Origin of the sequence: Brevibacterium siliguriense (assembly GCF_900105315.1) — a bacterium.
Classification (GTDB): domain Bacteria; phylum Actinomycetota; class Actinomycetes; order Actinomycetales; family Brevibacteriaceae; genus Brevibacterium; species Brevibacterium siliguriense.
Genome location: NZ_LT629766.1, coordinates 3,342,261 through 3,368,454, shown reverse-complemented (window position 1 = coordinate 3,368,454; position 26,194 = coordinate 3,342,261). Strand labels below are relative to the sequence as shown.

The following is a 26,194-nucleotide window of genomic DNA, read 5'->3' as shown; positions in this document are numbered from 1 at the left end:
AGAAGGCATCTCAGGGCGAGGCGGCCACCTGCGACGACAGAGGTCACAGATGGAGATCACCCGGATCGGATCCGGACTCGGCGACCCGGCAGCAATCGAGGCGCTGATGCCCGAGCTGCTGGCCTTCGACACAGTCGTCAACCGAGCATCCGGGTTAGGAGCGGATTTCGACCCGATTCCCGAGGACCTGCGGCACTCGCTGACCAGTACGAGCCGATACCGGACCACTCTCACCTGGATCGGGCGCATCGATGGGGTGATCGTGGCCAAGGGCGTGGCCGAACTTCGCCTGACCAGCAATACCGACACTGCGGAGGTCTGGTGCGGAGTGCATCCGGACCATCGCCGCCGCGGACTGGGTTCCGCACTGCTGACAGTGATGGAGAACGAACTGCGCGCAGAGGGCCGCACAGCACTGTCGAGCTACTGCGAGATTCCGGAATCTGTCAGGGTTGCGGAACTGCGCGGTGCCCATCTGCCCACCGAGACCGGTGCCGGCACGCTGCCGGTCGCAGTTCCCGAGGTGGCGTTCCTCCACCGTCGTGGGTACGGATTCGCTCAGATCGAACGGTGCGCGGTCGCTCCGACCGCTACCGCAGCCGGTCTCGACCTCGGTGCAGACGCCGACGACTACGTCATCGAGACCTGGCGAGGTCCCGTCCCGGAGCAGCGACTGGAGCACATCGCTCTGCTCAAGCGCCGGATGAGCACGGACACGCCGGGAGCGGAGAGATTCGGGGGAGAGGAGAGCTGGGACGGCGAGCGGGTGAGCGCCCTTGACGAAGAGAAGAAGGTGAGAGGAGAAGAGATGGCCACTGCGCTGGCTCTCCTCGACGGGGAGCCGGCAGGCTTCACGCAGGTCGGGCATTCGGCCGACAGGCCGGCCGTGGGCTGGCAGGGAGGAACCCTGGTGCGCAGAGAGCATCGGGGCCACCGCCTCGGTGCGCGTCTCAAGGTCGCCAATCACCGCAGCCTCGCCGAGCGTACGGCAGTCGAGCGGGTATACACGTGGAACGCCGTGGAGAATTCGTGGATGCTGGCGATCAATGATCAGGCGGGATTCTCCACTTGGGCCTGGGTGGGATTGTGGACGAAGAATCGACGCTGAAACCGCCTTGCCAGACTTGACCAGATGCTATAAGCTTGATATTTGCATCGTTCTGCCTGTGGTGTGCCTTCATATAGCGGTGGGCACAGCATTTCCACTCAAGTGAACCATGCCGACGGCGGGAGTCGAAATCTGACACACCCCGTAGAGGTCCGGACGTCGCCGGAGCGAGTGGGCAGACGAAGTATCAGATGGTGAAGCACTCGGAAGGAACCAATTGGCCGCCGCCAACGACAACACCAGGACCGCTAATCCCCCCAAGAGAATTTCCTTCGCGAAGATTCGCGAGCCCCTCGAGGTTCCTGATCTGCTCGGTCTGCAGACGGACAGCTTCGACTGGCTGATCGGATCGGAAGCGTGGCAGGACCGCGTCGCCGAGGCCATCGAGGTCGGGGACGACTCCGTCGCAACCACCTCGGGACTCGAAGACATCTTCGAAGAGATCTCGCCGATCGAAGACTTCGGCGGATCCATGTCGCTGTCGTTCCGCGAGCACCGGTTCGAAGCTCCCAAGTACTCTATCGATGAGTGCAAGGAACGCGATATGACCTACTCGGCGCCGCTGTACGTCACCGCCGAGTTCATGAATAACAACACGGGCGAGATCAAGAGCCAGACTGTGTTCATGGGTGACTTCCCCCTCATGACCGACAAGGGCACGTTCATCGTCAACGGCACCGAGCGCGTCGTCGTCTCCCAGCTCGTGCGTTCGCCCGGCGCCTACTTCGAATCCAGCGTCGACAAGACCACGGACAAGGACATCTTCACCGCGAAGATCATCCCCTCCCGCGGTGCCTGGCTGGAGTTCGAGGTCGACAAGCGCGACCAGGTCGGCGTTCGCCTCGACCGCAAGCGCAAGCAGTCCGTGACGGTTCTGCTCAAGGCCCTCGGTTGGTCCGAAGCGAAGATCCTCGAAGAGTTCGGCGAGTTCGAATCGATCCGCGAGACGATGGCCAAGGACACCGTCACCACGCAGGACGAAGCGCTGCTCGACATCTACAAGAAGCTGCGCCCGGCAGAGCCCGCGACCGCTGAGGCCGCCCGCAACCTGCTCAACAACCTGTACTTCAACCCGAAGCGGTACGACCTGGCCAAGGTCGGCCGCTACAAGGTCAACCGCAAGCTCGGCGTCGAAGCCCCGCTGTCGGACTCGGTGCTCTCCACCGAGGACGTCGTGGCCACCATCCGCTACCTCGTGTCGCTGCACGCCGGAGTGGACACGGCCAAGGGCACCCGCGATGGTGAAGAGGCCGAGATCAGCGTCAAGCTCGACGACATCGATCACTTCGGCAACCGTCGCATCCGCGCCGTCGGCGAGCTCATCGAGAACCAGATCCGCACCGGCCTGTCCCGGATGGAGCGCGTCGTGCGTGAGCGCATGACCACCCAGGACGTCGAGGCGATCACCCCGCAGACCCTGATCAACATCCGCCCCGTGGTGGCTGCGATCAAGGAGTTCTTCGGCACCTCGCAGCTCTCGCAGTTCATGGATCAGAACAACCCGCTCGCGGGTCTGACCCACAAGCGCCGTCTGTCCGCACTGGGACCGGGCGGTCTCTCCCGTGACCGTGCCGCCATGGAAGTCCGTGACGTGCACCCCTCGCACTACGGCCGCATGTGCCCGATCGAGACCCCCGAAGGTCCGAACATCGGTCTGATCGGTTCGCTGGCGTCCTACGCCCGCATCAACCCCTTCGGCTTCATCGAGACGCCTTACCGCAAGGTCGTCGACGGAGTCGTGACCGATGAGACGCAGTACCTGACCGCCGATGATGAACTCGAGTTCAACATCGCCCAGGCTAACGCGCCGCTGACCGACGACCAGCGTTTTGCCGAGGTCGAGGTCCTGGCCCGTCCGAAGGGCGGCGGCGGTGAAGCCGAACTGGTCCAGCACGACCAGATTGACTTCATGGACGTCTCCGCACGTCAGATGGTGTCTGTGGCTTCGGCTCTGATTCCGTTCCTCGAGCACGACGATGCCAACCGCGCCCTCATGGGTGCGAACATGCAGCGTCAGGCCGTCCCGCTGGTGATGGCGGAATCCCCGGTCGTGGGCACCGGCATGGAATACCGTGCCGCCGTCGACGCCGGCGATGTCATCACCGCTGAGAAGTCCGGTGTCATCACCGAGGTCTCGGCCGACTTCGTCACGTTGCTCGCCGATGACGGAACCCAGCTGACCTACAAGGCTGCGAAGTTCAAGCGTTCGAACCACGGCACCTCGTACAACCAGCGCATCCTCGTCGACGAAGGCGACCGTGTCGAAGCCGGCACCGTCCTCGCCGACGGACCGTCCACCGAGAACGGCGAGATGGCTCTGGGCAAGAACCTCCTCGTGGCGTTCATGTCTTGGGAAGGCTACAACTACGAGGATGCGATCATCCTCTCCCAGCGTCTCGTCCAGGACGATGTGCTCTCCTCGATCCACATCGAGGAGCACGAAGTCGATGCGCGCGACACCAAGCTCGGTGCCGAGGAGATCACTCGAGACATCCCGAACATCTCGCCCGATGCTCTGGCCGACCTCGACGATCGCGGAATCATCCGCATCGGCGCCGAGGTCACCGACGGCGACATCCTCGTCGGCAAGGTCACCCCGAAGGGTGAGACCGAGCTGACTCCGGAAGAGCGTCTGCTGCGCGCGATCTTCGGTGAGAAGTCCCGTGAGGTCCGCGACACCTCGCTGCGCGTTCCCCACGGCGAGATCGGCACCGTCATCGGTGTGCGCGTCTTCGACCGTGAGGACGACGACGAGCTCTCGCCCGGCGTCAACCAGATGGTCCGCGTCTACGTGGCCCAGCGCCGCAAGATCACTATCGGTGACAAGATGGCCGGCCGCCACGGAAACAAGGGCGTCATCTCGACGATCCTGCCAGTCGAGGACATGCCGTTCCTCGCCGACGGCACCCCCGTCGACGTCATCCTCAACCCGCACGGTGTTCCCCGTCGTATGAACATCGGCCAGGTCTTCGAAGTCCACCTTGGATGGATCTCGAAGCAGGGTTGGAAGATCGAAGGCAACCCCGAATGGGCCGCCGAGCTGCCCGAGGCTGCTCGCGAAGCCGAGGCCGGCACCAACCTGGCCACCCCAGTCTTCGACGGTGCGCACGAGCAGGAGCTGCGCGGACTGCTGGATTCGACGACCCCGAACCGCGATGGGGACCGCCTCATCGACTCCTCGGGCAAGGCTCAGCTGTTCGACGGCCGCTCCGGTGAGCCGTTCCCGTACCCGATCTCGGTCGGCTACATGTACATGCTCAAGCTCCACCACCTCGTCGACGACAAGATCCACGCGCGTTCGACCGGACCGTACTCGATGATCACCCAGCAGCCGCTCGGTGGTAAGGCGCAGTTCGGTGGTCAGCGCTTCGGTGAGATGGAAGTCTGGGCCCTCGAGGCCTACGGCGCCGCCTACACCCTGCAGGAGCTTCTGACGATCAAGTCCGATGACATCCCAGGCCGTGTGAAGGTCTACGAAGCCATCGTCAAGGGTGAGAACCTGCCCGATCCGGGTATCCCGGAATCGTTCAAGGTCCTCATCAAGGAGATGCAGTCCCTGTGCCTCAACGTCGAAGTCCTGTCTTCCGACGGAGGCCATGTCGAGATGGGCGAGTCGGAGGACGAGGTCTACCGCGCCGCCGAGGAACTCGGCATCGACCTCTCTCGCCGCGAAGCACAGACCGTAGAAGAAGTCTGAGGACTTCCACTTCAACCGACACAACTTTTTGATGAACGATTCGTTCATCGCCAGGAAAGAGGATTTACGTGCCTGACGTCAATTTCTTTGATGAACTGCGCATCGGTCTTGCCACCACGGAGAACATCCGCGGCTGGTCACACGGTGAGGTGAAAAAGCCTGAGACCATCAACTACCGCACCCTGAAGCCGGAGAAGGACGGACTCTTCTGCGAGAAGATCTTCGGCCCCACCCGCGACTGGGAGTGCGCCTGCGGAAAGTACAAGCGCGTCCGCTTCAAGGGCATCATCTGCGAACGCTGCGGCGTCGAGGTGACCCGTGCCAAGGTGCGTCGCGAGCGGATGGGCCACCTCGAGCTCGCAGCTCCCGTGACCCACATCTGGTACTTCAAGGGTGTGCCCTCACGTCTGGGCTACCTGCTGGACCTGGCTCCGAAGGACCTCGAGAAGGTCATCTACTTCGCGGCCTACATGATCACCTCGGTCGACGAGGATTCCCGTCACCGTGATCTGCCCAGCCTGCAGAACAAGATCGACGTCGAGAAGCAGCAGATCGGCACCCGCCGTGACGCCGACATCGACCGTCGTGCCAAGAAGCTCGAAGAGGATCTCGCCGCACTCGAGGCCGAAGGCGGAACCGCCCAGGCCAAGAAGAAGCTGCGCGACACCGCCGAGAAGGAAATGGACAAGCTGCGCAAGAACGCCGACCGTGAGGTCGATCGTATCGAGCAGGTGTGGGACCGGTTCAAGAACCTCAAGGTCAACGACCTCGAGGGCGACGAGAGCCTGTACCGCGAGATGTTCCACCGCTTCGGCCTGTACTTCACCGGTGCCATGGGCGCCGAAGCCATCCAGAAGCGCCTCATCGACTTCGACCTCGAAGGCGAAGCCGAGAAGCTGCGTGAGCTCATCGCCACCGGCAAGGGACAGCGCAAGACCCGTGCCCTCAAGCGCCTCAAGGTCGTCAACGCGTTCCTGACCACCGACAACAACCCTGAGGGCATGGTCCTCGACGTCGTGCCGGTGATCCCGCCGGAGCTGCGCCCGATGGTGCAGCTCGATGGCGGCCGCTTCGCCACCTCGGACCTCAACGACCTCTACCGTCGCGTCATCAACCGCAACAACCGCCTCAAGCGTCTGCTCGACCTCGGTGCTCCCGAGATCATCGTCAACAACGAGAAGCGGATGCTGCAGGAGGCCGTGGACTCGCTGTTCGACAACGGACGTCGCGGACGGCCGGTGACCGGACCGGGCAACCGCCCGCTCAAGTCGCTGTCGGACATGCTCAAGGGCAAGCAGGGACGTTTCCGTCAGAACCTGCTCGGCAAGCGTGTGGACTACTCGGGCCGTTCGGTCATCGTCGTCGGTCCTCAGCTGCACCTGCACCAGTGCGGTCTGCCCAAGACCATGGCTCTGGAGCTGTTCAAGCCCTTCGTGATGAAGCGTCTGGTCGATCTCAACCACGCTCAGAACATCAAGTCGGCCAAGCGCATGGTCGAGCGTCAGCACCCGCAGGTGTGGGATGTCCTCGAAGAGGTCATCACCGAACACCCTGTGCTGCTCAACCGTGCACCGACCCTGCACCGTCTGGGCATCCAGGCGTTCGAGCCGCAGCTCATCGAGGGCAAGGCCATCCAGCTGCACCCCCTCGTCTGCTCGGCGTTCAATGCTGACTTCGACGGTGACCAGATGGCTGTGCACCTGCCGCTGAGCCCCGAGGCGCAGGCCGAGGCCCGCATCCTCATGCTCTCGGCCAACAACATCCTCAAGCCCTCGGACGGCAAGCCCGTGACCATGCCTTCGCAGGATATGATCATCGGTCTGTTCCACCTCACCTCCGAGCGCAAGGGACTCGCAGGCGACGGACGCGCGTTCTCCGGAATGGGCGAAGCCATCATGGCCTTCGACCGGGGAGAGCTCGACCTCGGTTCGCCGATCACCATCCGTCTCGATGATGTCGTGCCCAATGCGGACATGGAACTTCCCGAAGGCTGGGAGGCCGGCGATCCGCTGGACGTGCAGACCACTCTGGGGCGCGCAACGTTCAACGAGTACCTGCCTGCCGACTACGCGTTCGTGAACTCGACGATCGACAAGAAGGCCCTGAGCCGGATCGTCAACCACCTCGCCGAAGAGTACCCGAAGGTCGAGGTCGCACAGACGCTGGACAACTTCAAGGCCGGCGGCTTCTACTGGGCCACCCGCTCGGGCATCACCATCGCGATGTCGGACGTCGTCTCGCCCGAGGCGAAGACCGAGATCATCGACAACGCCGAAGTCATCGACACGAAGGTTCAGCAGCAGTACGAACTCGGTGCGCTGACAGACGATGAACGCCGCAACGAGCTCGTCAAGCTGTGGACCGAGACGACCGAGAAGGTCGACCAGATCATGCGCACGAACTTCCCCGAGGAGAACTCGGTGCTGCGGCTGGTCGAGTCCGGTGCATCCGGTAACTGGATGCAGGTGCGTCAGCTGGCAGGTATGCGCGGTCTGGTGACGAACCCACAGGGTGAGATCATCCCGCGTCCGATCGTGTCGAACTACCGTGAGGGACTCGCAGTGCTCGAGTACTTCATCGCCTCGCACGGTGCCCGTAAGGGTCTGGCTGATACCGCTCTGCGTACCGCTGACTCCGGCTACCTGACCCGTCGTCTCGTCGACGTCTCGCAGGATGTCATCATCCGCGCGGCAGAGGCCGAGTCGAACAAGGGCATCACCCTGCCGATCGCCGAACGCGATCATGAGGGCAACCTGGTTCCGCACGAGTACGCCGAGACCACCGTCTACGGTCGTCTCACCGTCTCCGACGTCACCGACGCCGAGGGCAATGTGCTCCTGCCGGCCAAATCCGATGTCACCGGAGCTGTGGTGGACATGCTCGTGGCCAACGGCATCGAAGAGCTCAAGGTCCACTCCGTGCTGACTGCCGATTCCGATGCGCAGATCTCCGCCGAACACTACGGTCGCTCGATGGCGACCGGCCAGCTCGTCGACATCGGCGAGGCCATCGGCACCGTCGCTGCACAGTCGATCGGTGAGCCCGGCACCCAGCTGACTATGCGTACGTTCCACACCGGTGGTGCTGCCGCATCTACGGGTGATATCACGCAGGGTCTGCCGCGTGTGACCGAGCTCTTCGAAGCTCGCACGCCGAAGGGCTTCGCCCCCATCGCCGAGGCGACCGGACGCGCGAAGATCGACGACAGCCGCAAGACCCGCTTCGTCATCATCACCCCCGATGACGGCAGCGACGAGATCGAGCACGCAGTGTCCAAGCGTGCACGGCTCATGGTCGAGGACGGCCAGCACGTCAAGGCCGGCGAACAGCTCATCGTCGGTGCAGTCGATCCGAAGCAGGTGCTGCGCATCCGCGGTCGCCGTGAGGCCGAGCGCTTCCTCGTCGAAGAAGTCCAGAAGGTCTACCGGTCGCAGGGTGTGGGCATCCACGACAAGCACATCGAGGTCATTGTGCGGCAGATGCTGCGTCGCGTGACCGTGATCGAGTCGGGCGACACGAACCTGCTGCCCGGTGAGCTCGTCGACCGCGGCCGCTACCAGGCGGAGAACCGTCGTGTGGTCGCCGAAGGCGGCCAGCCGGCATCGGCTCGTGACGAGCTGATGGGCATCACGAAGGCTTCGCTGGCCACCGAGTCGTGGCTGTCGGCCGCATCCTTCCAGGAGACCACCCGCGTCCTCACCGAGGCGGCCATGGAAGGCAAGTCCGATGCGCTAATGGGCCTGAAGGAGAACGTCATCCTCGGTAAGCTCATCCCTGCCGGCACCGGCCTGCAGACCCACCGCAACCTCGTGGTGGAGCCGACCGAAGAGGCCAAGGCCGAGATGTTCACGAACAGCTACGGCGACTTCTACGCGGGCATCGGGGCCGATTCCGGTTCCGCCATCCCGCTGGAGGACTACGACTACGGAGCGTTCAGCTGATCCGCTGATCCGTCAGCCTTGAGGCAGACAGGAGGGGGCATCCACCAGATGGTGGATGCCCCTTTTGTCATTCGCTCTGACATCGAGAAACGGGTGGAGTGTCGAAATACGCGGGTGCACACACGTGTGTCGACACTCCACCCGTTTCTCGGTGAAGGTACCGCGCTCTCAGCCGAAGAGCACCTGTGCCTCTTCCCAGCGGTGCAGCGGCACCGATTTGAGACTGTGCACGGCCGAGGACATCTCCACGGAGACGATATCCGTGCCCTTGAGGCTGGCCATCTTCCCCCAATGCCCGTGCTGGGACAGGTCGGCGGCCGCCATGCCCAAGCGGGTGGACAGCACACGGTCGTACGCGGTGGGGGAGCCGCCTCGCTGCAGGTGCCCGAGGATCGTGGCGCGGGATTCGATTCCGGTGATCTCTTCGATCTTCGGAGTAAGGTAGTTCGCAATCCCGCCGAGGCGGACACGGCCCTGGTTGTCCACGCCGTGATCGGCGACCTGAGAGTCGAAGCCCTCGGGGACGAACCCCTCTGCGACGACGACGATCGGGGCACGCCCGCGGTCCTTCGCTGACGTCACCCATTCGGCGATCTGGTCGAAGTCGACGGGGAATTCGGGCATGAGGATCGCATGGGCTCCGGCCGCCATCCCTGCGTGCAGAGCGATCCAGCCGACGTTGCGCCCCATGACCTCGATGACCATGCAGCGGTGATGGGATTCCGCCGTGGTGCGCAGCCGGTCGATCGCTTCCGTGGCGATCGACTGGGCGGTGTCGAATCCGAACGTGTAGTCGGTGTTGCCGAGGTCGTTGTCGATAGTCTTGGGGACGCCCACGATGTGCAGCCCCTCCTCGTTGACCAGACGCGAAGCGCCCGCGAGAGTGCCTTCGCCGCCGATGGCGATGAGCGAATCGATACCGTGGGCGGCCATGACTTCGCGCATGCGCTCGGGACCGCCGTCCTCATAGGGGTGAGTACGGGAGGTGCCGAGGATGGTGCCACCCCGGCCGGACAGACCGCGCACATCGAGCATCGTCATATCGAACATGTCATCCTCGAGGAGACCGCGCCAGCCATCGCGGATGCCGACGAATGAGGCATCGTGAGTGCGGATTCCCTTGCGGACGATGCCGCGGATGACAGCGTTGAGTCCCGGGCAGTCTCCGCCCGAAGTGAGTACACCGATCTTCATTCCAGTTGACCCTGATCCTTTGCTCGGTAGCCTTTGGCCAGATGGACGTCGTGTCCGGCCATGAGTGAGAAGCCCTTGAGGACGATGGTGCCGTTCGAACCGTCGCCGCGCGCGGACTGACGGACCTCATTGCCCGCCATGATGTTGATCGTCTCGTCACGGACGCGCACGCCCGGCGGGACGTAGATGTCGTTGCCGCCCCACATCGAGTAGGAGGTCAGTTCAACGGTCACACCGGGTCCCATGACGGCGCACAGATCGATGTTGTCCCCGCCCATGAGCGCATAGGTGGTGACCTGAGCGGTGCCGGGCGCGACGTCGATCTCACGACCGGACATGATAGCCACGGAGTTTGCGGGCGGGGCGGAACCCGGATCGACGCTCGGACTGAGTTCGGCCGGTCCGCGTGGCTGCAGGGCCGAACCCGAGCCGGCGTCGTGTCCGTGCCCGGTCTGCCGGGCGAGTCTCTGGTGGAGGCGGTGGCCTTCCGGCAGGTCGTCGATGAGCGGCATGAGGTCATCGAGGAACTTCGCGGAGATTGCGTCATCCTGACGCTGCGCGGTCTCTTCGGGGTCGAGGCGTCCGTTCGTCACCGCCTCCGTGATCACAGAGAGGACCTCGTCACGGTCCTTGTCGGAGGCACGGATCCTACGCGGCGGGGGAGGGGAGTCATCATCGGCCATGGCCCCCAGTGTAGCGGGATTCACACGGCCAGACCGGGCTCTTCGCCCAGGCGGTCGGATAGGGCGATCTGTCACATCGTCGTGTCGACAGCCGAGCCACAGCTGCGACCGATGCTGGCCCTAGCGGGAACGCGGATGTGGACACCATGAGATTCGAGTGCACCGCCGGGAACCAGCCCGCAGCGCCCCCCCCCCCAGGAGCCCCGTCCCTCCGATCGAGTGTGACCGTCGTCCTCGTCGTTCCGGTGTATCACGAGGAGGCGACGATGACCTCTTCCGTCCAGACTCTTCTCGCCGCCGACGCCGGCCCCGGAGTCGAGGTCACGATCATCATCGCCGACAACGCGTGCACCGATTCGACCCCGAGGATCGCCGCTGCCCCGGCGACCGAGCATCGGAACGTCGAGTACGTGCGATTCGAGGAGAAGGGGCGCGGTCGCGCACTCTCCCGGGTGTGGCAGGCTTCGTCGGCGGATATCGTCGCCTATACGGATGTCGATCTCGCCACGGACATCAGAGTCCTCGGACCTGTGGTCGAGGTGATCCGCTCGGGACTGGCCGATGTGGCCATCGCGTCTCCGCTGCAGCCGGGTCTTCAGGTCGAACGCGGAATCAGACGCGAGATCATCTACCGCTGCTGCAACCGACTGTTCAAGCTCAGCCTCGGTGTCGGTTTCAGCGACGCGCAATGCGGGTTCAAGGCGATGTCGGCAAGCGCAGCACGTGAGCTGCTGCCGAACGTCGAGGACACCGAATGGTTCTTCGCCACGGAGCTGCTCGCCCGCACCTCATAGCCGAGGCGACTGCTGTGGCAGTTCGTTCCCATCGCTTCGATGGTGCTCAGCGCCGAATGGTGGATAGCACTCGTCGAACTCACCCCTACGGACTCCCGACCCTATGCCGAAGGCTCGCAGACGAACTCTTTTCTCGAACTCACCTTCGGCTACAACGGGTTCGGCCGCCTCACCGGAATTGAGACCGGGTCCGTCGGCGGCGGTGGCGGAGGCAGCTGGGGTGAGACCGGTCTGACGCGCCTGTTCACTGGCAGCTTCGGCCAGCAGGAGTCCTGGTTCCTGCCCACCGCGCTCTTCCTCCTCGTCGTCACCGCTGTTCTGCTCATTCTCGCCGAGGCGGCCCGACGCAGAGCCGCCCCCGCCGTCACGGACGGCGCAGATTCGGATACGACCGACAGGGGCAGCCTCGGTGCCGCCTTGCTCATCTGGGGCGGCTGGCTCATCGTCTCCGCGATCGGAGTGGTGGTGCTCATCGCCACGGCCCATGGCGAATCGGAGCGGCGATCGTCTCGGCGCTCGTCGGGCTCGAGATCATGGGCAGTGCGGCGATTCCTGCACAGCTAGGCGTGCGCACGATCGTCGGCACGACTCAGTGTTCGATCGTGACGATCGCCGGCACCAGCTCCGGCAGCGGACGAGGCCCGGAGGTTCGGACTCAGGTTCCTCCTCGGCGCAGATCGCAGCCTGGGTGGAGGCGAACTTCGAATCCACGACTCTCCACCCGGTCACGATCTACGATCCCAGCGCCGATTGAGGGTGATAATCGTTCTATGACTCCGACAGAGAACCCGCCGGCACGCATCCTCATCGTCGATGACGAAGCGAACCTCGCCGAACTCCTCGTCATGGCCTGCCGGGTTCGCGGGTGGGACGCCGAGGGAGTCGGTACGGGCCGCGAAGCGGTGGCTCTGGCCCGAAGCGAGCACTTCGATGCGATCGTACTCGACGTCATGCTGCCCGACCTCGACGGTTTCGCCGTCATCGAGAAGGTCAGGGGCGAGGGCATCGACACCCCGGTGGTCTTCCTCTCCGCCCGTGACGAGGTCGATGACCGGCTCACGGGGCTGCGCCTCGGCGGGGATGACTATGTGACGAAGCCGTTCAACCTCGACGAGGTGATCGCCCGGATCGAGGCCCGACTGCGGCGCAGCGTACCGGCGGGGCCGGGCGATGAGGAGGATGTGCTGCGGGTCGGCGACCTCGAACTCGACGAACGGTCGCATGAGGTCACTCGCGCCGGTCGGCAGATCGAGCTCACAGCCCGCGAATTCGAGGTGCTGCTGCTGTTCATGCGCAACCCGAGAGTGGTCCTGTCGAAGGCGCAGATCCTCGACCGCGTCTGGGACTACGACTTCGGAGGCAACGGAAATATCGTCGAACTCTACGTGTCCTACCTGCGGAAGAAGATCGACGCACCGTTCCCGGACCTGCCGAATCTCTTCCACACGAAGCGCGGGGCCGGCTACATCCTGCGGGCGGAGCAGTGAGACTGCGACGGTGGCGGCTGCAGACGAGACTCATCGTCCTCGCCGGCCTCGTGCTGTTGCTCGTCGGCACCGGAATCGGCACCGCCTCCTGGCTGAGCGTACGCACCTCCCTGATGTCCGACCTCGACGAGCAGCTGACGTCGATGACTTCGCACGCGCGGTCCGGCGGGGCGGGCAGCGGGCCCGGAGCGGGGCCGGGCACCGATTCATCGTCGGCGGTCGATTCAGCTCTGCGTTTCCTCTTCCAGCCGGGAGTCGGTGACGGTGCGCTCGCCGTCGTCGACTCCGGCGGCGGGGGAGAGGGGCTCATCGCCGAGGCGGGGCTGAGCCGTCCCCGGTCCCTGTCCTCGGACGCCATCGAAGCTCTGCTGTCGGTCGAACCTGGGAACAGCGAGACCAGTCACGAATCCGTGCGTGTGCCCGGGTTCGGCGATTATCGGGTCGTGGCCTTCGAAGACAACGAAACGAGGATCATCTATGGAGTTCCGCAGGGCCGCGTCGATGCCGCAATGGATCGCACCGCCTGGACGACGGCGGTCGTCGTCCTCACCGGGGTCCTCATCACCGCCGGTCTCATGGCCGTCATCATCCACCGCCAGCTGCGTGACCTCAGGGACGTCGCGCGCACCGCACGCGAGGTCACAGACCTCGAACTCAGTGCCGGAAAGCCCGAGCTCGCGCTGCGTGTATCCTCGGAACTCGCAGTCCCCGGAACCGAAGTCGGCGATGTCGGCGCCGCGGTCAATCGGATGCTCGACCATGTCGGGACCGCCCTCGACGAGCGCTACCGTGGCACCGAGCAGATGCGCCGCTTCGTCGCCGATGCCTCCCATGAGCTGCGCACGCCGATCGCGACGATCCGCGGATGGGCCGACCTCACTCGGCCGTACCGTGCGGACCTGCCCGCGGAGGTGACCACCTCCTTGGCGAAGATCGATTCCGGGGCGATGCGGATGTCCTCCCTGGTCGATGACCTGCTGCTCCTGGCCCGTCTGGAAGCCGGCCGGCAGCCGACGAACGAGGACACGGTCGATGTGTCATCGCTGCTGGTCGAACTCGTCGACGATGCCCATGTGGTCCATCCCGATCATTCGCTCATCCTCGACGTGCCCCCGGACCCTCTTGAAGTCTGCGGTGCTCTCGACCATGTGCGGCGCGTCGTATCGATCGTGCTGACGAACGCCTGCGTGCACACACCTCCGGGAACGCGTGTCAGCGTTTCGGCTGCGGCCGTGCGAAAGCCGGTGGCGGGGAAGGCACCCAGCGACGACGTAGCCATCCGCATCGGCGACGACGGTCCGGGCATCCCGACGGAGATTCGCGACACGGTCTTCGACCGCTTCGTCCGCGGAGACCCCTCACGGACGCGCCAGACGGGAGCTCAAGGAGGATCCTCGGGCCTGGGCCTGGCGATCGCTTCGGGCCTCATCAAGCTCATGCACGGCAGCATCACGATGGCGAGTTCGGACGAAGGCACGATCTTCGAACTGCGGCTGCCTGCGGCGTGAGCGGACGGGCCCTGAACTCGGGGTCCGGCACGACAGTCGGAATGGCGTGTAGAAGGCACAGCTTGGCCACAGCCTCGGCTGGGACTGTAGACAGCGCCGGAACGAGCCAGAGACCGGGCGGGCAGAACGGCCCAGGAGGAACGGGCGGACAGAATGGGATGGCGCTCAGTCAGGAGGACAATCCGACGCTGGCGGAATGCCCGGCGGACAATCCAAACGGGGGAGGGCCTGGCGGGCAATCGAATGGGATGCCCGGAGCCCAGAACGGGAACTCCTCGGACAGCTCCAGCTCTGACGGGGGAACCCAGGACTGAGCGACTGCGGATATGACGATGCCCCCATCGAAATCGATGGGGGCATCGTCCGCGATCAGCCCAGTGCCGCCTCGGCGGGGGAGGACCGAAGTGTCACCTTGGTGAGGAGACCATCCGGATCAGCGCTTGAGGTCGAAGCGGTCGGCTTCGACGAGCTTCGTCCAGGCCTTGACGAAGTCGGCGACGAACTTCTCGTTCGCGTCGTCGGAGCCGTAGACCTCGGCGATCGCACGCAGTTCGGAGTTCGCTCCGAACAGGAGGTCGATCCGGCTGCCGGTCCACAGCTTCTCGCCCTCGGGGGAGTAGCACTCGTAGACATTGGCCGTCTCGGACGGTCCGACGGGCTTCCAGACGTTGCCGAGATCGAGCAGATTGACGAAGAAGTCGTTCGTCAGCTCGCCGGGGCGATCGGTGAAGACACCGAGTTCGGAATCTTCGTAGTTCGCACCGAGGACGCGGAGCCCGCCGATGAGGACCGTGAGCTCCGGCGGGGTCAGACCCAGCAGGCTGGCCTTGTCGAGCAGGAGGTACTCGGCCTTGAGCGGAAGGCCCTCGGTGAGGTAGTTGCGGAAACCGTCGTGGGTCGGCTCGAGGTAGCCGAACGAGTCGACATCGGTCTGTTCCTGGGTGGCGTCCCCGCGGCCGGTGGAGACCGGAACCGTGATCGAGTGACCGGCCGCCGCGGCAGCGGTCTCGACTCCGACGGCGCCGGCGATTGCCAGCACATCGGCAAACGATGCGCCGGTGGACTCGGCGATGCCCTCGAGCACGGGAAGCACCTCGGCGAGCTTGGCGGGCTCGTTGGCCTCCCAGCTGCGCTGCGGTTCGAGACGGAGACGACCTCCGTTGACGCCGCCGCGCATGTCCGAGACGCGGTGTGACGAGGCCGCGGCCCATGTCGTCGACACGAGCTGTGAGACGGTCAGCCCGGACTCGCGGACGGCTGTCTTGACGGCTTCGAGGCCGGCGTCATCAAGCGGGGTGCCGGCCGGAACCGGGTCCTGCCAGATGAGCTCCTCGCTCGGAGCTTCGGGGCCGAGGTAACGGGTCGCCGGGCCCATATCGCGGTGGGTGAGCTTGAACCAGGCGCGAGCGAAAGCATCTTCGAACGCTTTCTGGTCGTCCTTGAAGCGGCGCGAGATCTTCTCGTACGCGGGATCGAAGCGCAGTGACAGGTCGGTCGTGAGCATACGGGGCTCGCGGCGCCCGTCACCTTGGGCCATGGGGACCATATCGTCCCCGCCGCCGTCCTTGGGACGCCACTGCAGGTGTCCGCCTTCGTTCTCGAAGACCTCCCACTCGTAGGCGAAGAGAATGTGGAAGAATTCGTTGTCCCAGCGGGTCGGGTGGTAGGTCCAAGTGACCTCGATGCCCGAGCCGATGGAGTCGTTGCCCTGCCCCGTGCCGAAATCGGACTTCCAGCCCAGGCCCTGCTCTTCGAGCGGAGCGGCTTCCGGGTCGGCACCCTTGTGCGATTCAGGACCGGCACCATGCGTCTTGCCGAAGGTGTGTCCGCCGGCGATGAGTGCGACGGTCTCCTCGTCGTTCATAGCCATGCGTGCGAAGGTCTCGCGGATGTCGATTGCGGCCTTGACCGGATCGGGTTCACCCTCCGGGCCCTCGGGGTTGACGTAGATGAGGCCCATGGTGGTCGCCGCCAGAGGCTTCTGCAGCTCACGGTTGCCCACGTAGCGTTTGTCGGTGCCCAGCCATTCGGTCTCGGAGCCCCAGTACACATCGTTGTCGGGTTCCCAGACGTCCTTGCGGCCGCCGGCGAAGCCGAAGGTCTTGAAGCCCATCGATTCGAGAGCGACGTTGCCGGCGAGGATGAAGAGGTCGGCCCAGGAGATCTTCTTGCCGTACTTCTTCTTCACCGGCCACAGCAGACGGCGAGCCTTGTCGAGCGAGACGTTGTCGGGCCAGGAGTTCAGCGGTGCGAAGCGCTGCTGACCCTCGCCGCCGCCTCCGCGGCCGTCCTGAACGCGGTAGGTGCCGGCCGAGTGCCAGGCCATGCGGATCATGAACGGGCCGTAGTGCCCGAAGTCAGCGGACCACCAGTCCTGGTTGTCCTTCTGCAGAGCTTCGATGTCGGCCTTGAGCTGGTAGTAGTCGAGGCTGTTGAACTCCGCGTCGTAGTCGAAGTCAGGATCCATGGGGTCGCGCGCCGGCTGCCCCTTGGCAAGGATCTTGAGGTTGAGGCGATTGGGCCACCACTGGGCGTTGGCATCACCCTGGACGGGGTTGACCAGCTGGTCGGAATCCGGCGCCGCAGCCGGTTCCGTGGAGGTGTGGGCGACCGGGCAGCCGCCGGTGGTCGTCTGGGTCATCGTGTTCCTTTCACAGTCGAGTCGCAGTCGACGACTCGGATGACGGGATGGGCAACCCTCGCAGAAAGGGCATAGTCGGGTCCTCGGAAGAAGACGGGTGGTGGTGAACGGAATCCGGGAATCACACGGACGAGAACTGATCGTCACCGGTCAGCTGAGCATCGGCAGACGCACATTCGGGACACAGGCCCCAAAATGTCACTTCGGCCTGATCGACGACGAAGCCGGCATCGTGGGACGGGGTCAGGCACGGGGCCTGCCCGACCGTGCAGTCGACATCGACGATGAGATTGCACGATCGGCACACCAGGTGATGGTGATTGTCCCCGATGCGACGCTCGTACCGAGCCACAGAACCCGAAGGTCTGATGCAGCGGACGAGCCCCACCTCGGTGAGAGTGTGGAGAGAATCATAGACCGCTTGATGGGAGACCGCTGGCAGCGATTCCCGCACCGAGCGGATCACGGTCTCGGTATCGGCGTGCGGGTGGTCCCGCACGGCATCGAGAACTGCGACTCGCTGCTTCGTCACACGCAGCGACGTCCGCCGCAGAGCCGCGGCGGCGTCGTCGTGTTCATGCTTCGTCCCGTTCACAGCACCAGAATGCCTGCTTCTTTTGAACGAGTCAAGGAAAGAATCGAGAGAACCTCGCCGAGGCGGCCCGCAGTTGCCGCTTTGAGCGCGGCTGCCCGGGTGGTGCAGCGCGAGGAGATAGAGCGACATGCCTTGAGCTCGCATCTTCGGAGGTGGGGCACGTGGTTTCGGCACGGCGGGCGATGCCGCGTGAAATCGACGACAGGACGCAGTAGGATGGATAATCGCCATTTTGACCAGACGTGCTCGAGAGAGATATTCTGGTAGGCGACTGATTGTGTTATCTGCGTCGTCGATCGATCCTGCCGGGTGTTCTGTGAGACCCGGAATCCCTGAGAGAAATCGTCGCTGCAGGCCGCCGAGAAGTCGTCGCTGCGCTTCCGTGTCCTTGCGACACACCCGGGCGCAGGGGCCGACGACTCGCGTGTTTACTGGCATCGGGAGCCGAGCTTCACCCGGTGTCCGGTCGGATATGTCCCACGGTTCACAGAGACGACTGCGATCGTGGCCGACATTGGGAATTAGGTCTATCGAGAAGCAAATGGAGAACGCTTAGTGCCGACTATCCAGCAGCTCGTCCGCAAGGGACGGCATGTCAATTCAGCAGGATCGGACGCTCCTGCCCTCAAGGGCAGCCCGCAGCGTCGTGGAGTGTGCACCCGTGTGTACACCACTACCCCCAAGAAGCCGAACTCGGCTCTTCGCAAGGTCGCTCGTGTCAAGCTTTCGAGCCAGATCGAGGTGACCGCCTACATCCCGGGCGAGGGACACAACCTGCAGGAGCACTCGATCGTGCTCGTGCGCGGTGGCCGCGTCAAGGATCTGCCCGGTGTCCGCTACCGGATCGTCCGCGGTTCGCTCGACACCCAGGGCGTCAAGGGTCGCCAGCAGGCCCGCAGCAAGTACGGTGCGAAGAGGGAGAAGAAGTAATGCCACGTAAAGGTCCTGCACCCAAGCGACCGATCGTCGTTGACCCGGTCTTCAGCTCACCGCTCGTCACGCAGCTGATCAACAAGATCCTGCTCGACGGCAAGCGCTCGACTGCAGAGCGGATCGTCTACGGTGCCCTCGAAGGCACCCGCGAGAAGAACGGCAACGACCCCGTTGTCAACCTGAAGAAGGCTCTCGACAACATCCGTCCGTCCCTCGAGGTCCGCTCCCGCCGCGTCGGCGGTGCGACCTACCAGGTCCCGATTGATGTTCGTCCGGCTCGTTCGACCACCCTGGCTCTGCGGTGGCTCGTGGGTTACTCCCGCCAGCGCCGTGAGAAGACCATGACCGAACGCCTCATGAATGAGATCCTCGACGCCGGCAACGGCCTCGGCGCAGCAGTCAAGCGTCGCGAGGACACTCACAAGATGGCCGAGTCCAACAAGGCCTTCGCCCACTACCGCTGGTAATCGCCTGCCCTGTGCGCTGGTCGGCGGACCTCGTCCGCGAGGGTCGCCGGCCGGCGGCGCAGGGGAGTCGAGCAAATCATCGATTGAGAGAGAGACACCGTGGCACTTGACGTGCTCAGCGACCTGAACAAGGTCCGTAATATCGGCATCATGGCCCACATCGATGCCGGTAAGACAACTACGACCGAACGCATCCTCTTCTACACCGGCGTGAACTACAAGATGGGCGAGACCCACGACGGCGCCGGCACCATGGACTGGATGGACCAGGAGAAGGAACGCGGCATCACGATCACGTCGGCCGCGACGACCTGCTACTGGAACGACAACCAGATCAACATCATCGACACCCCTGGTCACGTCGACTTCACGGTCGAGGTCGAGCGCTCGCTGCGCGTCCTCGATGGTGCCGTCGCAGTGTTCGACGGCAAGGAGGGCGTTGAGCCCCAGTCGGAGACCGTGTGGCGTCAGGCCGACAAGTACGACGTTCCGCGCGTCTGCTTCGTCAACAAGATGGACAAGCTGGGTGCTGACTTCTACTTCACCGTCGACACCATCAAGGAGCGCCTCGGTGCGAAGCCGCTGGTCATCCAGCTGCCGATCGGTGCCGAAAGCGAATTCTCCGGTGTCGTCGATCTGCTCGAGATGACGGCCTACACCTGGCCCGACGAGAGCAAGATGGGTCAGGACATCACCGAGATCGAGATCCCCGAGGATCTCAAGGAAAAGGCTGTTCAGTACCGTGCGCAGCTCGTCGAGGACGTCGCCGAGAGCTCGGAAGAGCTCATGGAGAAGTACCTCGAGGGCGAAGAGCTCACGACGGCTGATATCAAGGCCGGGATTCGCGAACTCGTCATCAAGTCCGAGGCCTTCCCGGTCATGTGCGGTTCCGCGTACAAGAACAAGGGTGTGCAGCCCATGCTCAACGCGGTCATCGACTACCTCCCCTCGCCGCTCGATGTGCCTCCGATGATCGGACACAACCCGAGCAACGACGAGGAGGAGCTGACCCGCAAGCCTTCGACGGAGGAGCCGTTCTCGGCGCTGGCCTTCAAGGTCGCCTCTCACCCGTTCTTCGGATCGCTGACCTATGTGCGCGTGTACTCCGGTCACGTGAAGTCCGGTGATCAGGTGCTCAACACCTCGTCGGGCAAGAAGGAACGTGTCGGCAAGCTCTTCCAGATGCACTCCAACAAGGAGAACCCTGTCGAAGAGGCATTCGCCGGTCACATCTACGCCTTCATCGGTCTCAAGGAGACCACGACGGGCGATACTCTCAGCGACCCGGCCAACCCGATCGCCCTCGAATCGATGACCTTCCCGGAGCCTGTGATCTCCGTGGCCATCGAACCGAAGACCAAGAGCGACCAGGAGAAGCTGTCCTCGGCCATCCAGAAGTTCGTCAAGGAAGACCCGACCTACCAGGTCGAACTTGATGAGGAGACCGGCCAGACCGTCATCCGCGGAATGGGCGAGCTGCACCTCGACATCCTCGTCGACCGCATGCGTCGCGAGTTCAAGGTTGAGGCGAATGTCGGCAAGCCGCAGGTCGCCTACCGTGAGACCATCCGTCGCACTGTCGAGAAGTACGATTACACCCACAAGAAGCAGACGGGTGGATCGGGACAGTTCGCAAAGGTCCAGGTCACTTTCGAGCCCCTCGAGGTCGAAGGCGATACGATTTACGAGTTCGAGAATGCCATCACGGGCGGACGCGTTCCGCGCGAGTACATTCCGAGCGTCGACGCCGGCATCCAGGACGCCATGCAGTTCGGTGCCCTCGCCGGTTACCCCATGGTCGGTGTCAAGGCCACTCTGGTCGATGGCGCCTACCACGATGTCGACTCTTCAGAGATGGCATTCAAGATCGCCGGTTCGATGGTCTTCAAGGAGGCCGTCCAGCGGGCGAACCCGGTTCTTCTCGAACCGGTCATGGACGTCGAGGTGCGTACCCCTGAGGAATACATGGGTGACGTCATCGGCGACCTGAATTCCCGGCGTGGACAGATTCAGTCGATGGACGATGCTTCCGGTGTGAAGGTCGTCAAGGCTGTGGTCCCGCTGTCGGAGATGTTCGGTTACATCGGTGATCTGCGGTCGAAGACCCAGGGCCGTGCGGTGTACTCGATGACGTTCTCCAGCTATGCGGAGGTCCCGAAGGCTGTTGCCGAGGAGATCATCCAGAAGGTGCGCGGCGGAGAGTAATCTCCGAATTCCGGTCGCCCCGGTGATCAAGAACATGATTGCCGGAATGAAAGATAACCAACAAAAGGTCTAAGATATGAACCGCATATCTTTTGACAACCACGAGGAGGAACCCAGTGGCAAAGGCTAGTTTCGAACGGACTAAGCCGCACGTCAACATCGGCACCATCGGCCACGTTGACCACGGAAAGACCACCCTGACCGCTGCGATCACCAAGGTCCTGGCGGATCAGTACCCGGATCTCAACGAGGCTCGCGCCTTCGACCAGGTCGACAACGCACCTGAGGAGAAGGAGCGCGGCATCACCATCAACGTCTCGCACGTTGAGTACCAGACGGAGAAGCGTCACTACGCTCACGTCGATGCCCCGGGTCACGCCGACTACGTGAAGAACATGATCACCGGTGCCGCTCAGATGGACGGTGCGATCCTCGTCGTTGCCGCCACTGACGGTCCGATGCCCCAGACCCGTGAGCACGTGCTGCTCGCGCGTCAGGTCGGTGTTCCCTACATCGTGTGCGCGCTGAACAAGTCCGACATGGTCGATGACGAAGAGCTGCTCGAGCTCGTCGAATTCGAGGTTCGCGACCTGCTCTCGAGCCAGGAGTTCGACGGAGACAACGCTCCGGTCATCCCGGTTTCCGCTCTCAAGGCGCTGGAAGGCGACGAGAAGTGGGTCAAGAGCGTCCAGGATCTCATGGCCGCCGTCGATGACAACGTTCCGGAGCCGGAGCGCGACGTCGACAAGCCGTTCCTCATGCCCGTCGAGGACGTCTTCACGATCACCGGTCGTGGAACCGTCGTGACCGGTCGTGTCGAGCGCGGCGTCCTGCTGCCGAACGATGATATCGAAATCGTCGGCATCAAGGAGAAGTCGTCCAAGACGACCGTCACCGCCATCGAGATGTTCCGCAAGACCCTGCCGGATGCCCGGGCAGGTGAGAACGTTGGTCTGCTGCTCCGCGGCACCAAGCGTGAAGACGTTGAGCGCGGTCAGGTCATCGTGAAGCCGGGTTCGATCACCCCGCACACCAAGTTCGAAGCTCAGGTCTACATCCTGAGCAAGGACGAGGGCGGACGTCACAACCCGTTCTACTCGAACTACCGTCCGCAGTTCTACTTCCGGACCACGGACGTCACCGGCGTCATCACGCTGCCTGAGGGCACCGAGATGGTCATGCCCGGCGACAACACCGACATGTCGGTCGAGCTCATTCAGCCGATCGCCATGGAGGACGGCCTCCGCTTCGCTATCCGCGAGGGTGGACGCACCGTCGGCGCCGGTCGAGTCACCAAGATCAACGCCTGATCTGACTCACTGAGTACCACCGGCAGGGGCCGCAGCTCTTCGGAGCTGCGGCCCTTTCCGTATTCCTGTGAACCAGTCGAGTCGGTGACCGGTCGGATGATGCAGGTGGGGGAGTTGCCGAGGGGCAATGTGTCGAAGCAGGCCGCGAGTCGCGCCGAAATGATCCTTGAGAGTTCCCTCACAGGCATGGCGCCCGGAATTGCGCGGGCGAAGTGCTCTATGACAAGATGGTGAGGTTGCGTTTTGGGCGTTGACCCCTGCACTGCGGTAGTGATACCGCGAACAGCCCGAAACACTATCGGATCGATGAATCTGCATCATGCGGGTTCGGACCGAGCAGCCAATGAGTAGAAGCGCCGTCGGCGGTTGAGGGAGAAGTGAGAATTTCTCCGTCAGGATCAGCCGACACGCCCGACCTCGGGGGTCGGTCATGGTCAGCCGGCACAGACGGCAGAGAGTCGGAAGTCCTCTGCGAGTTGATGGCCGGAAGCAACTAAAGAAAGAGACGACGCCATGGCGGGACAGAAGATCCGCATTCGGCTCAAGTCGTACGACCACGCTGTGATTGACAGTGCCGCACGCAAGATCGTGGACACCGTCACTCGGGCAGGTGCGACTGTAGTGGGCCCCGTGCCGTTGCCAACGGAGAAGAACGTGTACTGCGTCATCCGTTCGCCGCACAAGTACAAGGACAGCCGTGAGCATTTCGAAATGCGCACGCACAAGCGTCTGATCGACATCGTCGACCCGACGCCGAAGGCAGTCGACTCGCTGATGCGTCTCGACCTCGCTGACGACGTCAACATCGAGATCAAGCTCTAAGGGAGGCAGCAATGGCGAACACTCGTTCATCCGCTCTCCCGACCACCAGCAAGGTCAAGGGCCTGCTGGGAACCAAGCTGGGTATGACCCAGGTCTGGGATGAGCAGAACAACCTCGTGCCGGTGACCGTTGTGGCCACCGGAAACAACGTCGTAACTCAGGTCCGCAACGAGGAAACCGATGGTTACCCCGCTGTGCAGATCGCGTTCGGCGAGATCGATCCTCGCAAGGTCAACAAGCCGACTGCAGGCCACTTCGAGAAGGCCGGCGTGACCCCACGCCGTCACCTTGTCGAACTGCGTACTGCAGATGCTGCTGACTACGAGCTCGGCCAGGAGCTCGGCGTCGACACGTTCGAAGCCGGTATCAAGGTCGATGTCACTGCGAAGACCAAGGGCAAGGGCACTGCCGGTGTCATGAAGCGTCACGGCTTCGCCGGCGTCGGCGCCTCCCACGGTCAGCACCGCAACCACCGCAAGCCAGGTTCGATCGGCGGAGCCGCGACACCTGGTCGCGTGTTCAAGGGTATGCGCATGGCCGGCCGTATGGGCGCTGTCAAGCACACCACCCAGAACCTCACGATCCACGCCGTGGACAACGAGAACAACTTCCTGCTCATCAAGGGCGCCGTTCCCGGCCCCAAGGGTGGAGTCGTCCTCGTTCGCTCGGCCGTGAAGGAGGCCTGAACGTAATGACTGATGTCAAGACAGTCGACGTCATCGATGCCGCTGGTGCCAAGGCCGGCTCGGTTGATCTTCCCGCCGAGGTCTTCGGCGTGCCGACCAACGTGCCCCTGATCCACCAGGTCGTCGTTGCACAGCTGGCTGCGGCCCGTCAGGGTACGCACAAGACGAAGACCCGCTCCGAAGTTCGCGGTGGCGGTCGCAAGCCATACCGCCAGAAGGGAACCGGAAACGCCCGTCAGGGTTCGATCCGCGCTCCTCAGTACAACGGCGGCGGAATCGTGCACGGACCTGTCCCGCGTGACTACTCGCAGCGGACACCTAAGAAGATGAAGGCCGCGGCTCTGCGCGGAGCTCTGTCCGATCGTGCACGCCTGGATCAGGTCTTCGTGGTGAAGAACCTGGTCACCGGCGACGCCCCGTCGACCAAGCAGGCTAAGGCCGCACTGGCCGGCTTGTCCGAGCGCAAGAACACTCTCGTGGTGCTCGAGCGTGACGACGAGCTCACCTACCTGAGCGTGCGCAACCTGCCCCACGTTCACGTGCTCACCTCCGATCAGCTCAACACCTATGATGTGCTGCTCGCCGATGACATCGTGTTCACCGAGGCAGCCCTTGCCGCGTTCCTGAGCGGAAACCGCAAATCGGAGGACGCATCATGAGTCTGAACTTCAAGGACCCGCGCGACATCATCGTCGCTCCGGTCGTCTCGGAGAAGACCTACAGCCTGATGGACGAAGGCAAGTACACCTTCCTCGTCGACCAGGACTCGAACAAGACCGAGATCAAGCAAGCCATTGAAACGATCTTCGATGTGCAGGTCGCCAAGGTGAACACCCTGAACCGTCAGGGCAAGCGCCGCCGCACCCGCACCGGTTGGGGAAAGCGCAAGGACACCAAGCGTGCCATTGTCGCCCTCAAGGACGGATCGATCGACATCTTCGGTGGATCGCTCTAAGCGATCCTTCGTCAAAGAAGGACAAGACTCATGGGAATCCGTAAGCACAAGCCGACGACCCCGGGCCGCCGTGGCTCGTCGGTCGCCGACTTCGTCGAAGTGACCCGGTCTACACCGGAGAAGTCGCTTCTGCGCCCGCTGCCCAAGCGCGGCGGCCGCAACAGCCAGGGACGCGTGACCACCCGCCACCAGGGCGGCGGTCACAAGCGTCAGTACCGTGTCATCGACTTCCGCCGCCATGACAAAGATGGCGTTCCGGCGAAGGTCGCACACATCGAATATGACCCGAACCGTACCGCTCGCATCGCTCTGCTGCACTATGCAGACGGAGAGAAGCGCTACATCATCGCCCCGCAGAACCTCAAGCAGGGCGCGCAGGTGGAAGCCGGTCCGGGTGCAGACATCAAGCCGGGCAACAACCTTGCCCTGCGCAACATCCCAGTCGGCACCGTGGTACACGCAGTCGAAATGCGTCCCGGCGGCGGTGCCAAGATCGCTCGTTCTGCAGGCTCGTCCGTGCAGCTCGTGGCGAAGTACGGTCGTTTCGCGCAGCTGCGGATGCCTTCGGGCGAAATTCGCAACGTCGATGCGCGCTGCCGTGCGACGATCGGCGAGGTCGGCAATGCCGAGCAGTCGAACATCAGCTGGGGCAAAGCAGGCCGCATGCGTTGGAAGGGCAAGCGCCCCTCCGTCCGCGGTGTCGTGATGAACCCGATCGACCACCCGCATGGTGGTGGCGAGGGCCGTACTTCGGGTGGTCGTCACCCAGTCAGCCCGTGGGGTCAGTTGGAGGGCCGCACACGCCGGCCGAACAAAGAGAGCGACAAGTACATCGTGCGCCGTCGCCGGACCGGCAAGAAGCGCTGATTGGAGTACTGACTTATGCCTCGTAGCCTCAAAAAGGGTCCTTTCGTCGACGAACACCTCTTCCAGAAGGTGGCTCGTCAGAACGAGAAGAACACCAAAAATGTCATCAAAACATGGTCTCGTCGCTCGATGATCGTCCCGGACTTCCTGGGACACACCATCGCAGTACATGACGGACGCAAGCATGTCCCCGTCTTCATCACTGAGTCGATGGTCGGACACAAGCTCGGCGAGTTCGCACCGACACGGACGTTCCGTGGCCACGAAAAGGACGATCGCAAAGGGCGCCGCCGCTGAGGCG

General features: G+C 63.6%; 22 protein-coding genes. 18 read left to right on the top strand and 4 right to left on the bottom strand.

What is annotated here, in order from left to right:
• The first annotated feature begins 49 nt into the window (after positions 1–49).
• From BLU88_RS15100 to BLU88_RS15090, 3 genes are all read left to right on the top strand, one after another.
• Positions 50–1,108 carry a GNAT family N-acetyltransferase gene (locus BLU88_RS15100; protein ID WP_092015703.1) on the top strand — a complete coding sequence of 353 codons (1,059 nt, stop codon included), beginning with the start codon at positions 50–52 and terminating at the stop codon, positions 1,106–1,108.
• A gap of 217 nt (positions 1,109–1,325) precedes the next feature.
• On the top strand, positions 1,326–4,805 hold the full coding sequence (rpoB, locus tag BLU88_RS15095) for a DNA-directed RNA polymerase subunit beta (RefSeq protein WP_092015700.1): 3,480 nt from the start codon (positions 1,326–1,328) through the stop codon (positions 4,803–4,805).
• A 68-nt stretch (positions 4,806–4,873) separates the two neighbouring features.
• On the top strand, positions 4,874–8,746 hold the full coding sequence (locus BLU88_RS15090) for a DNA-directed RNA polymerase subunit beta' (protein WP_092015697.1): 3,873 nt from the start codon (positions 4,874–4,876) through the stop codon (positions 8,744–8,746).
• A 168-nt stretch (positions 8,747–8,914) separates the two neighbouring features.
• Here the strand turns inward: BLU88_RS15090 and BLU88_RS15085 are convergent, their stop codons facing one another.
• Together BLU88_RS15085 and BLU88_RS15080 are read right to left on the bottom strand one after the other, a co-directional pair.
• Positions 8,915–9,940, bottom strand: coding sequence for an ATP-dependent 6-phosphofructokinase (locus BLU88_RS15085; RefSeq protein ID WP_092015694.1), 1,026 nt, complete (start codon positions 9,938–9,940; stop codon positions 8,915–8,917).
• Positions 9,937–10,623, bottom strand: coding sequence for a DUF1707 SHOCT-like domain-containing protein (locus BLU88_RS15080; protein WP_092015691.1), 687 nt, complete (start codon positions 10,621–10,623; stop codon positions 9,937–9,939). The genes BLU88_RS15085 and BLU88_RS15080 overlap by 4 nt, the downstream gene beginning before the upstream one ends.
• Before the next feature lie 146 nt (positions 10,624–10,769).
• Here BLU88_RS15080 and BLU88_RS15075 point away from each other — a divergent pair, with 146 nt between their 5' ends.
• The 5 genes from BLU88_RS15075 to BLU88_RS15060 are packed head-to-tail and all read left to right on the top strand — an operon-like array spanning position 10,770 to position 14,412.
• Positions 10,770–11,417 (top strand): glycosyltransferase, encoded by a 648-nt coding sequence (locus tag BLU88_RS15075; protein WP_092015688.1) that lies wholly within the window; start codon positions 10,770–10,772, stop codon positions 11,415–11,417.
• A 39-nt stretch (positions 11,418–11,456) separates the two neighbouring features.
• Entirely contained in the window at positions 11,457–11,981 is a 525-nt protein-coding gene (locus BLU88_RS18420; RefSeq protein ID WP_197678143.1) for a hypothetical protein, read from the top strand.
• Between the two features lie 28 nt (positions 11,982–12,009).
• A complete protein-coding gene (locus BLU88_RS18190) occupies positions 12,010–12,171 on the top strand; it encodes a hypothetical protein (protein WP_157689151.1) in 162 nt (53 codons plus the stop codon).
• A gap of 16 nt (positions 12,172–12,187) precedes the next feature.
• Positions 12,188–12,904, top strand: a complete 717-nt coding sequence (locus BLU88_RS15065) for a response regulator transcription factor (RefSeq protein WP_092015685.1) — start codon at positions 12,188–12,190, stop codon at positions 12,902–12,904.
• Positions 12,901–14,412 carry a sensor histidine kinase gene (locus tag BLU88_RS15060; RefSeq protein WP_092015683.1) on the top strand — a complete coding sequence of 504 codons (1,512 nt, stop codon included), beginning with the start codon at positions 12,901–12,903 and terminating at the stop codon, positions 14,410–14,412. The genes BLU88_RS15065 and BLU88_RS15060 overlap by 4 nt, the downstream gene beginning before the upstream one ends.
• Positions 14,413–14,845: 433 nt before the next feature.
• Here the strand turns inward: BLU88_RS15060 and katG are convergent, their stop codons facing one another.
• Entirely contained in the window at positions 14,846–17,053 is a 2,208-nt protein-coding gene (katG, locus tag BLU88_RS15055) for a catalase/peroxidase HPI (RefSeq protein WP_092015680.1), read from the bottom strand.
• Between the two features lie 121 nt (positions 17,054–17,174).
• On the bottom strand, positions 17,175–17,648 hold the full coding sequence (locus tag BLU88_RS15050; protein ID WP_231939452.1) for a Fur family transcriptional regulator: 474 nt from the start codon (positions 17,646–17,648) through the stop codon (positions 17,175–17,177).
• A gap of 555 nt (positions 17,649–18,203) precedes the next feature.
• Here BLU88_RS15050 and rpsL point away from each other — a divergent pair.
• The 10 genes from rpsL to rpsS all read left to right on the top strand — a co-directional run bounded on the left by rpsL (position 18,204) and on the right by rpsS (position 26,190).
• The gene (rpsL, locus tag BLU88_RS15045) at positions 18,204–18,578 is read left to right on the top strand and encodes a 30S ribosomal protein S12 (RefSeq protein ID WP_092015674.1); all 375 of its coding nucleotides are present in this window, start codon (positions 18,204–18,206) and stop codon (positions 18,576–18,578) included.
• The gene (gene rpsG, locus BLU88_RS15040; RefSeq protein ID WP_039206341.1) at positions 18,578–19,048 is read left to right on the top strand and encodes a 30S ribosomal protein S7; all 471 of its coding nucleotides are present in this window, start codon (positions 18,578–18,580) and stop codon (positions 19,046–19,048) included. The genes rpsL and rpsG overlap by 1 nt, the downstream gene beginning before the upstream one ends.
• A 99-nt stretch (positions 19,049–19,147) precedes the next feature.
• Positions 19,148–21,253: an elongation factor G gene (gene fusA / locus BLU88_RS15035; protein ID WP_092015666.1), complete on the top strand. Its 2,106-nt coding sequence runs from the start codon at positions 19,148–19,150 to the stop codon at positions 21,251–21,253.
• 116 nt (positions 21,254–21,369) lie between these two features.
• Positions 21,370–22,563 (top strand): elongation factor Tu, encoded by a 1,194-nt coding sequence (tuf, locus tag BLU88_RS15030; protein ID WP_092015663.1) that lies wholly within the window; start codon positions 21,370–21,372, stop codon positions 22,561–22,563.
• Between the two features lie 513 nt (positions 22,564–23,076).
• Entirely contained in the window at positions 23,077–23,385 is a 309-nt protein-coding gene (rpsJ, locus tag BLU88_RS15025; RefSeq protein ID WP_009379191.1) for a 30S ribosomal protein S10, read from the top strand.
• 11 nt (positions 23,386–23,396) lie between these two features.
• On the top strand, positions 23,397–24,071 hold the full coding sequence (gene rplC / locus BLU88_RS15020) for a 50S ribosomal protein L3 (protein ID WP_025777931.1): 675 nt from the start codon (positions 23,397–23,399) through the stop codon (positions 24,069–24,071).
• Positions 24,072–24,076: 5 nt separating this feature from the next.
• The gene (rplD, locus tag BLU88_RS15015) at positions 24,077–24,730 is read left to right on the top strand and encodes a 50S ribosomal protein L4 (RefSeq protein ID WP_092015661.1); all 654 of its coding nucleotides are present in this window, start codon (positions 24,077–24,079) and stop codon (positions 24,728–24,730) included.
• Positions 24,727–25,026, top strand: a complete 300-nt coding sequence (gene rplW / locus BLU88_RS15010; RefSeq protein ID WP_025777929.1) for a 50S ribosomal protein L23 — start codon at positions 24,727–24,729, stop codon at positions 25,024–25,026. The genes rplD and rplW overlap by 4 nt, the downstream gene beginning before the upstream one ends.
• A gap of 30 nt (positions 25,027–25,056) precedes the next feature.
• Positions 25,057–25,893: a 50S ribosomal protein L2 gene (rplB, locus tag BLU88_RS15005; protein ID WP_092015658.1), complete on the top strand. Its 837-nt coding sequence runs from the start codon at positions 25,057–25,059 to the stop codon at positions 25,891–25,893.
• Between the two features lie 15 nt (positions 25,894–25,908).
• Positions 25,909–26,190, top strand: coding sequence for a 30S ribosomal protein S19 (gene rpsS, locus BLU88_RS15000; RefSeq protein WP_039206333.1), 282 nt, complete (start codon positions 25,909–25,911; stop codon positions 26,188–26,190).
• The last annotated feature ends 4 nt before the right edge of the window (positions 26,191–26,194 follow it).

Bases quoted from the DNA above. Each gene is read 5' to 3' on its own strand.
- BLU88_RS15100 (WP_092015703.1), top strand. From the start codon at position 50: ATGGAGATCACCCGGATCGGATCCGGACTCGGCGACCCGGCAGCAATC.
- BLU88_RS15085 (WP_092015694.1), bottom strand. From the start codon at position 9,940: ATGAAGATCGGTGTACTCACTTCGGGCGGAGACTGCCCGGGACTCAAC.
- BLU88_RS15080 (WP_092015691.1), bottom strand. From the start codon at position 10,623: ATGGCCGATGATGACTCCCCTCCCCCGCCGCGTAGGATCCGTGCCTCC.
- BLU88_RS15075 (WP_092015688.1), top strand. From the start codon at position 10,770: ATGAGATTCGAGTGCACCGCCGGGAACCAGCCCGCAGCGCCCCCCCCC.
- BLU88_RS18420 (WP_197678143.1), top strand. From the start codon at position 11,457: ATGGTGCTCAGCGCCGAATGGTGGATAGCACTCGTCGAACTCACCCCT.
- BLU88_RS15065 (WP_092015685.1), top strand. From the start codon at position 12,188: ATGACTCCGACAGAGAACCCGCCGGCACGCATCCTCATCGTCGATGAC.
- katG (WP_092015680.1), bottom strand. From the start codon at position 17,053: ATGACCCAGACGACCACCGGCGGCTGCCCGGTCGCCCACACCTCCACG.
- rpsG (WP_039206341.1), top strand. From the start codon at position 18,578: ATGCCACGTAAAGGTCCTGCACCCAAGCGACCGATCGTCGTTGACCCG.
- rpsJ (WP_009379191.1), top strand. From the start codon at position 23,077: ATGGCGGGACAGAAGATCCGCATTCGGCTCAAGTCGTACGACCACGCT.
- rplC (WP_025777931.1), top strand. From the start codon at position 23,397: ATGGCGAACACTCGTTCATCCGCTCTCCCGACCACCAGCAAGGTCAAG.
- rplD (WP_092015661.1), top strand. From the start codon at position 24,077: ATGACTGATGTCAAGACAGTCGACGTCATCGATGCCGCTGGTGCCAAG.
- rplW (WP_025777929.1), top strand. From the start codon at position 24,727: ATGAGTCTGAACTTCAAGGACCCGCGCGACATCATCGTCGCTCCGGTC.
- rplB (WP_092015658.1), top strand. From the start codon at position 25,057: ATGGGAATCCGTAAGCACAAGCCGACGACCCCGGGCCGCCGTGGCTCG.
- rpsS (WP_039206333.1), top strand. From the start codon at position 25,909: ATGCCTCGTAGCCTCAAAAAGGGTCCTTTCGTCGACGAACACCTCTTC.